This window comes from Paenibacillus sp. J31TS4 (genome assembly GCF_018403265.1).
In the GTDB taxonomy this organism is placed as follows: Bacteria; Bacillota; Bacilli; order Paenibacillales; family NBRC-103111; genus J31TS4.
Genome location: NZ_BOSI01000001.1, coordinates 1,083,529 through 1,097,064, shown reverse-complemented (window position 1 = coordinate 1,097,064; position 13,536 = coordinate 1,083,529). Strand labels below are relative to the sequence as shown.

At 60.1% G+C, this 13,536-nt stretch carries 16 protein-coding genes; 14 read left to right on the top strand and 2 right to left on the bottom strand.

Features of this window, described 5'->3' with window-relative positions:
* Positions 1–12: 12 nt before the first annotated feature.
* Positions 13–699 (top strand): ribose-5-phosphate isomerase RpiA, encoded by a 687-nt coding sequence (rpiA, locus tag KJS47_RS05050; RefSeq protein ID WP_213523345.1) that lies wholly within the window; start codon positions 13–15, stop codon positions 697–699.
* Here the strand turns inward: rpiA and KJS47_RS05045 are convergent.
* Positions 696–1,979, bottom strand: coding sequence for a sensor histidine kinase (locus tag KJS47_RS05045; protein WP_213523343.1), 1,284 nt, complete (start codon positions 1,977–1,979; stop codon positions 696–698). The genes rpiA and KJS47_RS05045 overlap by 4 nt on opposite strands.
* 333 nt (positions 1,980–2,312) lie before the next feature.
* Here KJS47_RS05045 and KJS47_RS05040 point away from each other — a divergent pair, with 333 nt between their 5' ends.
* Complete coding sequence (locus KJS47_RS05040) at positions 2,313–2,657, top strand: MazG nucleotide pyrophosphohydrolase domain-containing protein (RefSeq protein WP_213523341.1); 345 nt, start codon at positions 2,313–2,315, stop codon at positions 2,655–2,657.
* A 42-nt stretch (positions 2,658–2,699) separates the two neighbouring features.
* On the opposite strand, the gene KJS47_RS05035 is transcribed toward KJS47_RS05040, so the two are convergent.
* Positions 2,700–2,876 carry a hypothetical protein gene (locus tag KJS47_RS05035; RefSeq protein WP_213523339.1) on the bottom strand — a complete coding sequence of 59 codons (177 nt, stop codon included), beginning with the start codon at positions 2,874–2,876 and terminating at the stop codon, positions 2,700–2,702.
* A 121-nt stretch (positions 2,877–2,997) separates the two neighbouring features.
* Here KJS47_RS05035 and KJS47_RS24360 point away from each other — a divergent pair, with 121 nt between their 5' ends.
* From KJS47_RS24360 to KJS47_RS04975, 12 genes are all read left to right on the top strand, one after another.
* The gene (locus KJS47_RS24360) at positions 2,998–3,198 is read left to right on the top strand and encodes a hypothetical protein (protein ID WP_213523337.1); all 201 of its coding nucleotides are present in this window, start codon (positions 2,998–3,000) and stop codon (positions 3,196–3,198) included.
* Positions 3,129–3,605, top strand: coding sequence for a transglutaminase-like domain-containing protein (locus KJS47_RS05025; RefSeq protein ID WP_213524967.1), 477 nt, complete (start codon positions 3,129–3,131; stop codon positions 3,603–3,605). The genes KJS47_RS24360 and KJS47_RS05025 overlap by 70 nt, the downstream gene beginning before the upstream one ends.
* 47 nt (positions 3,606–3,652) lie before the next feature.
* Positions 3,653–4,276 (top strand): zinc dependent phospholipase C family protein, encoded by a 624-nt coding sequence (locus KJS47_RS05020; RefSeq protein ID WP_213523335.1) that lies wholly within the window; start codon positions 3,653–3,655, stop codon positions 4,274–4,276.
* Positions 4,277–4,555: 279 nt separating this feature from the next.
* A complete protein-coding gene (locus KJS47_RS05015) occupies positions 4,556–4,756 on the top strand; it encodes an alpha/beta fold hydrolase (protein ID WP_213523332.1) in 201 nt (66 codons plus the stop codon).
* Between the two features lie 152 nt (positions 4,757–4,908).
* Positions 4,909–6,105 carry a serine hydrolase domain-containing protein gene (locus tag KJS47_RS05010; RefSeq protein ID WP_306433024.1) on the top strand — a complete coding sequence of 399 codons (1,197 nt, stop codon included), beginning with the start codon at positions 4,909–4,911 and terminating at the stop codon, positions 6,103–6,105.
* Between the two features lie 115 nt (positions 6,106–6,220).
* Positions 6,221–6,574 (top strand): DUF3870 domain-containing protein, encoded by a 354-nt coding sequence (locus KJS47_RS05005; protein ID WP_213523328.1) that lies wholly within the window; start codon positions 6,221–6,223, stop codon positions 6,572–6,574.
* Positions 6,575–6,730: 156 nt separating this feature from the next.
* On the top strand, positions 6,731–7,555 hold the full coding sequence (locus KJS47_RS05000) for a M55 family metallopeptidase (protein ID WP_213523326.1): 825 nt from the start codon (positions 6,731–6,733) through the stop codon (positions 7,553–7,555).
* A 15-nt stretch (positions 7,556–7,570) separates the two neighbouring features.
* Positions 7,571–8,503: an ABC transporter permease gene (locus tag KJS47_RS04995; RefSeq protein ID WP_213523324.1), complete on the top strand. Its 933-nt coding sequence runs from the start codon at positions 7,571–7,573 to the stop codon at positions 8,501–8,503.
* A 4-nt stretch (positions 8,504–8,507) separates the two neighbouring features.
* Positions 8,508–9,425: an ABC transporter permease gene (locus tag KJS47_RS04990; protein WP_213523322.1), complete on the top strand. Its 918-nt coding sequence runs from the start codon at positions 8,508–8,510 to the stop codon at positions 9,423–9,425.
* A 3-nt stretch (positions 9,426–9,428) separates the two neighbouring features.
* Positions 9,429–10,490: an ABC transporter ATP-binding protein gene (locus KJS47_RS04985; RefSeq protein WP_213523320.1), complete on the top strand. Its 1,062-nt coding sequence runs from the start codon at positions 9,429–9,431 to the stop codon at positions 10,488–10,490.
* Between the two features lie 195 nt (positions 10,491–10,685).
* Positions 10,686–12,311, top strand: a complete 1,626-nt coding sequence (locus KJS47_RS04980; RefSeq protein ID WP_283772053.1) for a peptide ABC transporter substrate-binding protein — start codon at positions 10,686–10,688, stop codon at positions 12,309–12,311.
* Positions 12,312–12,596: 285 nt separating this feature from the next.
* Complete coding sequence (locus KJS47_RS04975) at positions 12,597–13,523, top strand: S66 peptidase family protein (protein WP_213523316.1); 927 nt, start codon at positions 12,597–12,599, stop codon at positions 13,521–13,523.
* The last annotated feature ends 13 nt before the right edge of the window (positions 13,524–13,536 follow it).

Below are 13,536 nucleotides of genomic sequence, written 5' to 3'. Positions count from 1 at the left end.
GAGGCGACCGATATGGATGCCAAGCAACTGGCGGCGGAACGGGCGGTGGAGCTGGTGAGAGACGGGATGAAGGTCGGCCTCGGCACCGGATCGACCGCTTCCAAGGCGATCCGCGGCATAGCGGAGAAGGTGAGGCAGGGTCTGCGTATCCGGGCTGCCGCAAGCTCAGTGGCGAGCGAGAAGCTCGCTACAGAGCTCGGCATTCCGCTCATGACGCAGGAAGAGCTGGAGCCGCTGGATCTGACGATCGACGGGGCGGACGAAGTGGACAGCCAGCTGAATTTGATCAAAGGCGGCGGCGGAGCGCTGCTGCGTGAGAAGCTGCTGGCGGCTAACAGCAGCCGGTTCGTCGTCATCGTAGATGATTCCAAGCTGACAGGAACGCTGGGACGGTTTCCGCTTGCGGTGGAGGTGATTCCATTCGCCGTGCGGTTGACGATGGCGAGACTGGCGGAACTAGGCTGCCGGCCCGTCCTGCGCCAGAAGGAAGACGGATCTCCGTTCCTCACCGACAACGGCAACTGGATCGCCGACTGCCGGTTCGGCCCGATCCCCGATCCGGGGGAGCTCGCCGTGAGGCTGAGCACGATCCCCGGCGTTGCCGAGCACGGTTTGTTCGTCCAGATGGCGGCTTCCGTCATTGCCGCCTCTCCCGACGGGACGATCCGTGTGCTCGGCGAGCCGCTGACCGGCGGTTAGCGCATATTCTCTTCTTGCCGCTGCTCCTCCTGCTCGGCTAGCGGAAGCAGAATAGTGAATTCCGTTCCCATATGCTCGGTGCTCCGGACGGAGACGCTGCCGTTCATGGACCGGATCAGCTTATAGGAAAAAGTGAGTCCGAGCCCGGTCCCCGTCGCTTTGGTGGAGTAATAGATGGACCCCAGCCTCTTCAGCTGATCGGGGCTCATTCCTCTGCCATTGTCCTCGATAGACAGCCTCGCGACGCCCTGCTCGGCCTGCAGACTTACGCGAACCCAGCCCTTGGACGAATCGACGCACGCCTCGACCGCATTCTTGATAAAGTTGACGAGCATCTGCTTGACCTCGGTCGCATTGCCGGCGACGGGTACGGGCTCGTGCGGCGGAGCGGACAGCAGACTTACCTTATGCATCGTCGCATACGGTGTCATCACATCCATCACCGCCAGCAATTCGCTGCCGAAATCCAGCATCTTGCGGTGGGGCGTGAGCGGCTTGGACATGGACAGGTACTCGGATAGGATCTGTTCGGTCCGCTGAATCTCCTCGATGCTGATTCCGATGAAGCGGTCGAGCTTCTCGGGCGACGCGCGGTTTTCCCGAATGAGCTTCAGGAACCCAAGCACCGTGGTCAGCGGGTTGCGCACTTCATGGACGAGAGACGCGGCTACGTGACCGATCGCCTCCAGTTTTTCGCTCTGCTGGTACTTCAGGTACAGTTCCTTGTCCGCTGCGGATTTGTGGAACAGCGTAATGAGGAGCCAAGAGCCCATCGTGTTGATCACAGGGAGAAAGAAGAGATGATACGCCAGATTCGTCACGACGTATTCGGGAAGCATGACGTACAGAATGAGAATCGGGATGGCAGAGAAGGAAAGACCGGCTAGAAACGTCACTGCGAATTTGTGCCGGGTCCGTGCATAGAGCACGGACAAATACCAAGAGAGCGGGAACGTGACGGCCAGAATCAGCAAGGCGGAGACGGTGCCCGGCCCTCCTAGGTAGAGGCGCAGCAGCAGCACCTCTAGCAGCAGGAACAGGCCGGTCGGCAGCCCTCCGAACACAAGGCCGAAAAAAAGAATGACGTATCGAACGTCGAAAATGATGCCGTGCCGGACGCTCGAGGCGAACAGCATGGAGAGAAGCAAACAGACGGCGCTTACGAGCAGAATGAAGGTGCGGGAATAGTTGGTGTTTCGATCGCGGTAGTAGACGCCGTACGTGACGAACGGCATCAGGGCAAAGAACAGCTGGAGCAGGACTTCCTTTACCTGATTCAATAGCGGTTCACCCTCTGTAATAGGTTAACGTGACATAGACAACAATTCGACAGTCCTTGCAAAAATCCTTGAGCCGCCAGCCGCTTTTGGAAAAAAGTGACGGGGGGACGAATCGCCATGGGGAAAGGGCCGTTGTTCCTTAACAAGGGTCCGCGGGGAGCGGGAGGCATTCCTGCGCGCCATGCATTGCCGGAGTGCGATTGTAAAGCCGTAAAACCATCCCCCGTCCCTGGGAGTGTCTGGTAAGATAAAGGAAAACCGCCTTGACGGCAGACGGCCGTTTCTATAGAAGGGCATGCAAAGAAAGGCAACTCGACAACGGAGGAACCCGCCATGCAGGAAGGACTTACCTTAAGCAAGCTGCAGCAGTATATCAAAGAGACCGATCACGATCCGGACCACAAGCACCGGTATTTCTTGAAGCTGGTGGAGGAAGTGGGGGAGCTGTCCGAGGTTATCCGCAAGGACAGCCGGATGAAGGAAACCGGCACTATCAAAGGGACGATCGAGGAAGAACTGTACGATGTGCTCTATTACGTCGCCGCTCTGGCGAACGTTTACGAGATCGAGCTTGAGGACTGCTTCGTCCACAAGGAAAAGATCAACCGGGTCAAATGGGGGAAGGCCGGACAGCCGGAAAGAAGGCAGGAACGCGGTCAAGCCGAGGCGGGCATGTAAGCTCCTAACCGGCAGCAGGGGGAAAAACCCAAAAAAAAAGCCCTAGTTCGGGCTTTTCTGGCTGCGGTCGTAGGGCTGCTGCTGGTTCCAGTCATCCTCCGCTTCCGGTTCGATATCGATGCCGCGCTTAATTTTATCCTCCTGCTCGGGGGCGTTATGTTCCTTGTCAGGATGATTGCGTACGTCCTGGCTCTTTTCGTTCGGCGTATCGTTCGGCATAGCGCTTCTCCTCCTTCGGCTTTTCGTATTCCTTACCCAATGCCGGGAGGACGCAAACAAATCAGGACGGGACGTGCCTATGAAGGGGGCGGCGGGGGGACTCACGAAAGGAGGAAGCTTCATGAAGCTGGTTCTTGCAACGGAGGATGAGCGCGCTTATAGGACGAGGACGGAGGAGCTGGACTGGGACGATCCGGACATCCGGGACCTTGCGGCCCGGCTCGAACGGGTGGCAGCGGATGAAACCCCTATATCCGGCGTGCCTATCATTTCGTCCGTGACGAGGTTTCCCATTCCTGGGATATCCAGAGCCGGCGTGTGACGCGTACGGCCTCCGAGGTGCTGCGGCACCGCGAGGGAATATGCTACGCCAAGTCGAATCTGCTTGCGGCGCTGCTTCGGGCGTCCGGAATTCCGGCCGGCTTTTGTTACCAGCGGCTGACGATCGGAGAGACGCCGGAGACCGGATACTGCATCCACGCGTTGAATGCCGTATACGTGCCCGAGGCCGGCCGGTGGGTGCGCCTGGACGCGCGCGGCAACAAGCCCGGCGTAGCGGCCGAATTTTCCCTCGGCGAGGAGCGGCTTGCTTTTCCGGTACGGGAAGAGCTGGAGGAACAGGACTACCCGGTCATCTACCCCGTGCCGAACCGGCGAACGATGGAGACGCTGCGGAACGCCTCGGACGGAATCTTCATGTATCTGCACGAGCTTCCGCAGGAGCTGTAACGGGCAGAGGGAGACAGGCCGTATGCTAGCAGAAAGGAGGAGATCGAATGGGTTCCCGGATGATGCATCTCAGTATCGCCGCGCAGCTGCTCAGCCGGCTGCCACATATGGACGAGTGTCTGCTGCTCGGCGGCATCGCTCCCGACGCCAACCAGTACATCGGTATCCCCAAGGGGGCTACCCATTATTACGACCGGACGGAGACCGGGCTGATTTACGTCAATGCCGAGCGGTTTTATGCCGAACACCGCCAGTGGATGAAGGAGCCGTTCCTCATTGGGTACTATTCCCACCTCCTCTCCGATCAGATCTGGCTGGACGACTTTTACTACCGGAAGATCAAGTGGCTCCCGCCGGCCCGGAAGAAAGAAGCGCAGCAGCGCAATTACCGCGACTTCGGCCGTCTGAACGGAAGGCTGGCGGAAGCGTACGGGCTCGCCTACCGTTACCTCGAACCGCCCGAGGGCGGATTCGGCGAGCTGACCGCAGAAGCTCTGCAACGCCTGCAGCTTGAGCTGCGGGACGATTTTATCGCGGATCCAGCCAAACGGAACGAGGAGCTGGAGCTCCACACGTTCGAGGAGGTCAAGGCCTATGTGGACCGCTGCGTTGCCTTCTGCCTGCAAGCGCTCCGAGAGAAAGGAGTCGTGCCGGAGTGCGAACCTCATTAGGAGGAGGAAGCCTAACTCGATAAGCGTTGCTTAATCGACAGGGGCAGCTCCTTCTATTTTTTTGTGTCTCCCTGAGAAATTGGAACCGGAACGGGGTCTTATGCGGCCCTCGTTTTTTGTTTGGAGATGGCGGTAGGAACCGGTTCATGGACTGGATGGCAGGCAAGGAAAGCACCATAAACCATTTGGTTCGTCGGCAATTCCTCGTTGGCATGCGGACGTGCATGCCGCGCAACAAGGTATTCGCCCGCTATTTGGCGGACGAGGAGCTGCGGAAGGTTGCTTGTCCGACGCTGGTGCTGGCCGGGAGACCAGGACGTACAGTATGATCCTGCTGCGGCTCTGGAACGCGCTCGCCGGCTGCTCCCCAATGTGCGCACGGAGCTCATCGCCGGTGCTGGCCACGGGCTTCCGCTTGAGCTGCCGGGCCGCTTCGCCCGGCTGGTCAAGGCTTTCCTGCAAGAGAGCGAAACAGAATAACAGACGGAAATGGGAAGGAAATGGGAAGGAACTGGGGAATCCAGTTTCCTCCTCATTTTTCAAATAAAGCGTTTAAAGAAAATCTATTCAGAACGGGCAAGGTCTATTATAATAAGAGAAATCCCTAAAGGAAGAAAGGGAGGGAGAGGCGACTGGAACACCAACTTGATGCGAGCATTCGCCAGATAATGGAGAAGCACCGGGTTGCCGGCTTGGCTGCCGCGGTCGTACGCGACGGCGAGAGGATCTGGAGCGGCGGCTTCGGCTTCGCCAATCTGGAGCGGCGCATCCCCGTAACGCCTCGCACCCGCTTTCGAATCGCCTCGATCTCCAAGACGGTAACGGGAACGGCTATTATGCAGTTAGCCGATCAGGGGCTCTGTTCCATAGACGCGGATGTAAGCGATTACTTGGGCTTCCCGCTGCGGCATCCCGCCTTTCCGTCCATCCCGGTCACCATGCGGCAGCTGATGACCCATACGTCCGGGCTGCAGGACGAATACGTTCCGTTCGCCGTCGATGCCCGCAGCGAGAATCCGCCGAGGCTGGCGATCACCGATTTGCTGCTGCCGGGCGGCTCTTATTACACCGAGCGACTCTGGGGGGAGCACCCGCCGGGCGACCCCGCCGGCTTCTTCTATTCCAACACCGGCGCGCTCATTCTCGCGACCGTCGTAGAGAAGCTAAGCGGCGAGAGATTCGACCGCTACTGCCGGACGCATCTCTTCGATCCCCTCGGCATGAGGGAGACCAGCTTCCGCCTGCACGACCTATCGGATCCGCGGTCGCTGGCTGTCCTCTACGAATATTCAGCAGAGGACGGCTCCTACACCCCAGCGATGGATGATTACGGCGATACTTTGCCGGCAGAGCCCGATTATGACGGGTATGTGCCTGGCGTCAATGGCGCGCTGTTCGGCCCGCAGGGAGGCCTGCGAACATCGGCGGAGGATCTGAGCCGCTACCTGATCGCCCATATGGACGGCGAACTGGACGGGCAGCGCCTGCTCCGCCCGGAGACGGCCGCACTCATGCAGTCCCCCCATTGGTCGGGGAACGAGAGGGAAGGGTTTTTCCGGCAGTCCGGCCTATCCTTCCAGCTGACAGCGGATCTAATCCCCGGCCGGACCATGATCGGTCACGCTGGTGATGCCTACGGACTGCTCAGCGCTCTGTTTTTTGACCGCGACGTTCGTTGGGGCTTTGTCGTCTTGACGAACGGTTCGTGTAAGGTTAAGGGACATCACGTCTTTTATCCGGTGGAGGAAGAGACAGCGAACGTATTGTTTGCTTCGTTTTCGGGTGCATCCGCTCTTCCGCGCCATTCTCTATTTACAAAACGGTTGTAATGTTGTTAGAATAGTTAACATACCAGGCGGCCGACTGCTGGCCAGAGGTCGTCGGAAGTATCCCTTCCGCCATCCCTCCCGCCGGAACGGCGCTGCCGCCAAGGAGAGACGTTCGATGTACGACAAAGACACCGTTTATGTAGTCGGCGACGCGCAAACCTCCGTCAACAATCCGATTACCCAGCAGTACAGCGCTTTCTTCGTTTCCATGGTGGTCGATACGACCAACCACAAGATCGTGGATGCCGGCTGCTCGGCCACGATTCCGCTCACCTCCAACTTCGTCCGCTCGCTCTTGATCGGACACAGCATGTTGGAGCTCGAGCCTGTCGCGGACGACATCCGCCGTAGGTACCACGGCTCGTCCCAAAAGGCATTGATCGTCGCCTTCAAGGACGCCCAAAAAAAATACAAACTTGCCCTTGCCGGCAGGGAGGACCCGGAAATTGCCGTCTCCCGCCAGGGCTAAGCCGCTTTATTAACCCGTATGGAAGCATACCTCGTTGATAAAATCCGGCAGACGACACAGCGAACCGCGATAAGCCGTTCCTTGCCGTTTGCCGGATTTTTGCATTTCACCCAACCTGGCCACGCAGCCTATCAGCAGAAGGAGAGGAACCCGTCTATGAAATTGTACATTTCGATCGATATGGAAGGCATTACTGGCCTGGTCGACGCGACGTTCGTCGATTCCAGCAAGTACAACTACACCCGGGGACAGCGCATCATGACCGCAGAAGCCAACCACGTTATTGAAACCGCTTTTGCGAGCGGCTGCCGCGAGGTGGTCGTGAACGACAGTCATTCCAAGATGAACAATCTGCTCATCGAGGAGCTGCATCCGGAGACGCAGCTCATTTCGGGGGACGTCAAGCCCTTCTCGATGGTTCAGGGGCTCGATGCGAGCTTCGCCGGGGCCGCCTTCCTAGGCTACCATACCCGGGCGGCGCGCAAAGGTGTCATGAGCCATACGATGATCTTCGGCGTCCGGAATATGTATATTGGGGATCACGCAATCGGCGAAATGGGCTTCAACGCCTACGTGGCCGGGCACTACGGCGTCCCGGTGCTGCTCGTCGCGGGAGACGACGAGACCGCACAGGAGGCCGAAGAGCTCATTCCCGGCGTCACGACGGCGATCGTCAAGAAGCGGATCTCCCGCACGTCGGCTCTCTGCCTCACGCCCGAGAAGAGCGGGCAGCTCCTCCGGGAGAAGGCTGCGGCCGCCATCGCCTCACGGGACCGCGTCAAGCCGCTGACGCCGCCGGAGCGCCCGGTGCTGTCCATCGAATTCGCCAACTACGGCCAAGCGGAATGGGCCCATCTGATGCCGGGCACGACGATCGACGAGCAGTCGCCGATCGTCACGTTCCAGGCCAAAGACGTTCTGGAAGCTTACCAGGCGATGCTCGTCATGACCGAGCTTGCGATGCGCACCTCATTTTGCTAAAAAGCGGGTGATTCTGTGGGTTCCTACATCTTAAGACGGTTCGTCTCCATGCTGATCACCCTCTGGCTGATCGTGACCATTACCTTCTTCCTCATGCACTCGGTTCCGGGCTCTCCGTTCGACCGGGACGGCAAGGAGGCGAACGCGACTGTCATTCAGAATATGATGGAGCATTACGGTCTCGACAAGCCGGTGGCGGTGCAATATCTGATGTATCTCAAATCGCTCGTCACGCTCGATCTAGGCCCTTCGATCGCGCATTATCCGGACAGCGTCAATAGCATGATCGACCGGGGCTTCCCCGTCTCGCTGTCACTCGGCATGATCGCGCTCGTCTTCGCCATCATCTGCGGGATCGCGCTCGGCACCGTCGCGGCGCTTCGCCAGAACGGCCTGCTCGATTCCTTCGCCATGATCTTCGCCGTCATCGGCATCACGGTGCCGAACTTCGTCGTCGCGACGATGCTGATCAAGTACGTCGCGGTCGAGTGGAAGCTGCTCCCCGTGGCGACGTGGGGGACATGGAAACACATGATCCTGCCGGCGCTTGCCCTCTCGACAGGCCCTCTCGCCATCATCGCGCGGCTGACCCGGGCCAATATGGTTGAGGTGCTCACCCAGGATTATATCGAGACGGCCCGGGCCAAAGGCCTCGCTCCGGCCACGATCGTGTTCAAGCACGCACTGCGCAACGCCGTCCTACCGGTCGTTACTCTGCTCGGCGCACTCATCGCTAACATTCTGACCGGCAGCTTCGTCATCGAGAAGATCTTTGCGATTCCAGGAATGGGCAAGTACTTCGTCGACGGCATCAACAACCGCGACTATGCGGTCATCATGGGCACGACCGTGTTCTACAGTGCGCTCCTGATCATCATGATGTTCCTCGTCGACATCGCATACGGCTTGATCGATCCGAGAATCAAGCTGCATAAGAAAGGGGCGTAGCGCCATGCAAGTACCCGATCATCTCTTCGTCCCGATGCCCAAGCAGGCAGGAAACGCCGAGGCGATCGTCCGGCCTCGCCAGACGTTCTGGCAGGCCGCTTGGCACAACCTGACGAAGAACAAGCTGGCGATGCTCGGTCTGATTATCATCGTCCTGCTGGCGCTTCTCGCGACCTTCGGCCCTTACCTGACGGACCAGAGCTATACGAAGCAGGACCTGCTGCATGCTAACGAAAAGCCGTCGTCCGTTCATTGGTTCGGCACCGACGAGCTGGGCCGCGACGTCTATGCCCGGATTCTGTACGGCGCCCGCATCTCGCTGTTCATCGGCCTGATGGCTGCGCTGATCGACTTTGTGATCGGTATCATCTACGGGGGCATCTCCGGCTACTTCGGCGGCCGTGTCGACAACGTGATGATGCGGATCGTCGACATTCTGTACGGCATTCCGTATCTGCTCGTCGTCATTCTGCTCATGGTGGTAATGGGACCGGGGCTGCTCACGATTATCGTGGCCCTCAGCGCCACCGGCTGGATCGGGATGGCCCGGATGGTGCGGGGTCAGGTGCTGCAGCTCAAATCGTCGGAATATGTGCTCGCCTCCCGGACGCTCGGCGCGCGGCCGGCTCATATCATCCGCCGTCATCTGCTCCCGAACGCGCTAGGCGTCATCATCGTACAGGTGACGTTCTCGGTGCCGTCCGCTATCTTCGCGGAGGCGTTCCTCAGCTTCCTCGGTCTCGGCATCCAGCCTCCCCGGGCCAGCTGGGGAGTGATGGCCAACGACGGACTGCCGACGATCCTGTCCGGGCATTGGTGGCGGCTGTTCTACCCGGCCTTCTTCATTTCGCTGACAATGCTGGCGTTCAACATGCTCGGCGACGGCCTGCAGAATACGTTCAACCCGAAGCAGAGGAGGTAACCCATGAACCAACCCAAGAACGACACCAAAGCCGGTCAGCCTTTGCTTGAGGTAAAGGATCTGCATGTCACCTTCACGACGTTCGGAGGAGAGGTCAAGGCGGTGCGGGGCGTGGACCTCACGCTGCGCGCCGGCGAGACGCTCGCGATCGTGGGCGAATCGGGCTGCGGCAAGAGCGTAACTGCGCGCAGCCTCATGCGGCTGCTCCCTGAGCGCACCGCCCGGATCACTTCCGGAAGCATCAAGCTGAAGGGCCGGGAGCTGACCGGCCTGTCCGAAAAGCAGCTGCGGCAACTGCGCGGCTCCGAGATCTCGATGATCTTCCAGGATGCGATGACCGCGCTCAATCCGACGATTACGATCGGAGAGCAGATTATCGAGGGCATTCTGCGCCACCAGAAGGTCAGCCGGACCGAAGCGCGGCGGCAGGCGGTGGAGATGCTCGAGCTGGTCGGCATCTCTCACCCGCAAACCCGACTGAAGCAGTATTTGCACGAATTCAGCGGCGGCATGCGCCAGCGCATCATGATCGCCATCGCCCTCGTGTGCAAGCCGTCGGTGCTGATCGCCGACGAGCCGACGACCGCGCTCGACGTGACGATTCAGGCGCAGATTCTCGAGCTGTTCCAGATGCTGCAGGAGCGGACGGGGGTGTCGATCATCATCATCACCCACGATCTGGGCGTCGTCGCCAAGATCGCCGACCGCGTGAACGTCATGTATGCGGGCAGGGTAGTGGAGTCGGGTCCGGTAGGCGAAGTGTTTCACCGCCCGCAGCATCCGTACACCCTCGGCCTCCTCGCCTCCATGCCGCGGCTCGATTCCGACCGGACGATTCCGCTTCGTCCGATTCCCGGCACGCCGCCGGATCTGTTTGCTCCGCCTCCGGGCTGCGCCTTCGCCGCCCGCTGCAGCCGGGCGATGGCCGTCTGCGGCACATATCCGCCCGAACGGACAGAGCCGTCGCCGGGACATACGGTCACCTGCTGGCTGCAGGACCCTCGGGCGCAGGCCGTCCGTCCGGAATCGCAGCCGGTGGGCACCGCGGGGCGTCCGGCGATCTGACGGCGCCCGAGCCGCAAACCGGCATCTTCGTAATAGGCAACGGAACGGCGGCCGCCGGGGAACCGGCGTCCCGCCGCCCGACCCTATAGAGCCGCCGGGGAGGGGCTGGATAACAGAGCCTCTGCCCAGGCGGACCCAGCTTCACGGTCTCGATGCGATTGGCAGCCTCATCTCATGAACGAAGGGGAGATCCAAATGAAGAAAGTATCAGCGGTGCTCATCAGCTGTGCGCTTGTCTTCGGTACGGCGCTTGCCGGCTGCGGCAAGGACGACAATCCGGGCTCGACCGCGGGGACAAGCCCGGGCAGCGAGACCAAAGCGAAGATTCTGCTCTACAACAATCTCAAGGAGCCGACCTCGCTCGATCCGCCCATCGGCTTCGATATGGCGTCCTACGACATTCTGAACAACGCGATGGAGGGGCTGACGCGTCTCGGCAAGAACCAGACGCCGGAGCCTGCGGTCGCCAAGGAATGGAAGATGTCGCCCGACGGCAAGACGTACACGTTCACCCTGCGGGATACCAAATGGTCGAACGGCGATCCGGTGAAGGCGAGCGATTTTGAATTCGCCTGGAAGCGGATGCTCGATCCGAAGCTGGCGTCCCCGGCCGCGCCTCTCGCGTATATTTTCGAAGGGGCCGAAGCGTACAACTCCGGCAAAGGGTCGGCTGACGACGTCAAGATCAAGGCTACGGACGACAAGACGCTGGAGGTCAAACTCGCCCAGCCGTCCCCCTGGCTGATCAGCATGGTTGCGAACCCGGCCTTCTTCCCGGTTCACAAGGCAACCGTGGAAAAGAACCCCAAATGGGCAGGCGAAGCCGCTACCATCATGAGCAACGGGCCGTTCAAGATTACGGAGTGGAAGCACGACTCCGAGCTCAAAATGGTGAAGAACGAGAACTACTGGGATGCGGGGGCCGTCAAGCTGACCGGCGTCACCTTCAAGATGGTGAACGACTCCAACACCGAATACCAGCTGTTCCAGTCCGGCGAGCTGCACACGTCGGCCGTTCCGTCCGACATGAGCGACAAGTTGTTCGCGGAGAACAAGGTCAAGGTCGAGGACTCGGCGGGCACCTACTTCTACCGGTTTAACACAACGATGAAGCCGTTCGACAACGTGAACATCCGTAAGGCGTTCGCCATGGCCGTGGACCGGCAGAAGATCGTCGATCTCGTCACGAAGCAGAAACAGAAGCCGGCGGAAGGCTTCGTCTCCTTCGGTCTGAAGGAGCCATCCGGCAACGACTTCCGCAAGGCTGGAGGCACGCTCGTCAAATTCGACGCAGCCGAAGCGAAGAAGCTTCTTGAGAAAGGGATGGCCGAGGCGGGCTACAAAACGCTGCCGGAGGTCACGCTGACCTATAACACGAACGATCTGCACCAAAAGATCGCCCAGACGCTGCAGGCGATGTTCAAGGAGAACCTCGGCGTCGACATCAAGCTGGCCAACAAGGAGAGCAAGGTGCTGACGGATGAGCAGAAGAAGCTCCAGCTGCAGCTGTCGCGTTCCTCGTTCCTGCCCGATTTTGCTGACCCGATCAACTTCCTGGACGGCTACCAGACCGGCAATCCGATGAACCGGACCGGCTGGAGCAATGCGCAGTATGACAAGCTGATCAAGGACGCCTACAGCGAGCCGGACGACACGAAGCGCTTCAAGCTGATGCATGACGCCGAGAAGCTGCTGATGGACGAAATGCCGATTCTGCCGCTCTACTTCTACAGCTCCGCTTATCTGCAGAGCGACAAGGTGGATGGCATCGTTCGGCACGCTTACGGCTATATCGACTTCAAATGGGCGGACCTCAAATAAGCTGTTGTTAGCAGGGGGAGCATCCGCTACCGGATGCCCCCTTTTTGCTTGGAGGCTCGGCCTTCCGCTGGACCGGCTGTCCCTCTCGCAACCGTACGCATCGGCAGAAACGTGGTATCGCCAGAAACCTGGCCAGAGCGGCTGCTTCCGTCATTGTGCCGGTTGGTGCGTCCGCGTGGATTGCATTCCCCGGACAGGCATACGCGAGCAGGAGCGAGCATCAGCTAGTAGGAAGTAGAGATCAGCTAGTAGGAAGATGAGCAGAGAAGAAAGGAGGCTGGAACTATGCGCGACACTGTGAAGCCGCGGGCGCTGCGTCCGGGAGACTGCGTAGGGATTACCGCCCCTGCGAGCTGCGGAGAGCTGGAGCAGGCGAAGAAAGCAGCCGTTCATCTGGAACGGCTAGGCCTGACCGTCCGGTTCGGCGCGACGCTGTCCAAGCAATACGGCTACCTGGCTGGAACGGATGAAGAGCGCGCAGCGGAGCTGAACGCCATGTTCGCCGATCCCGGCATTCAGGGCATCGTCTGCGCGCGCGGCGGCTACGGCACCGCCCGCATGGCGGAGCTGCTTGATTACGACACGATTGCGGCGAATCCCAAAGTGTTCTGGGGCTACAGCGATATTACGTTTTTGCATGCGGCGATTGGCGGCCGCACGGGACTGGTTACGTTTCACGGCCCGATGCTCGTCTGTCTGGCCAAAGAGGACGTCCACCCGCTTACCGTCCGGAGCCTGGAGATGATGATGGGGCAAGACGTTCGCCTGCCGGAGACGCTGCAGCTGCAAACGTTGGTGGAGGGGGAGGCGGCCGGTCCGATTATCGGGGGCAACCTAACGCTCCTGGCAAGCAGCATCGGCACACCGTTCGAGGTGGATACCGCAGGCAAGCTCCTGCTGATCGAAGAGATCGAGGAGGAGCCGTACCGGATTGACCGGATGCTGAACCAGCTTCGCATGGCGGGCAAGCTGGACGCCGCGGCGGGTATCCTGATCGGCGATTTTACGGATTGCGAGCCGCAGAAGCGGAAGCCGTCGTTCGATTGGCAGGAGGTCGTGCGCCAATATGTCGTGCCGGCTGGACGGCCGGCCGTCATGGGGCTGCCGATCGGCCACGGATCGCCGCACATCGCGGTGCCGCTTGGCGTCCCCGCCCGCCTCAAGACGGCAGAGAATACGCTGGAGCTGTTGGAATCCGCCCTGGCGGACTAAGGAGGACATCGTC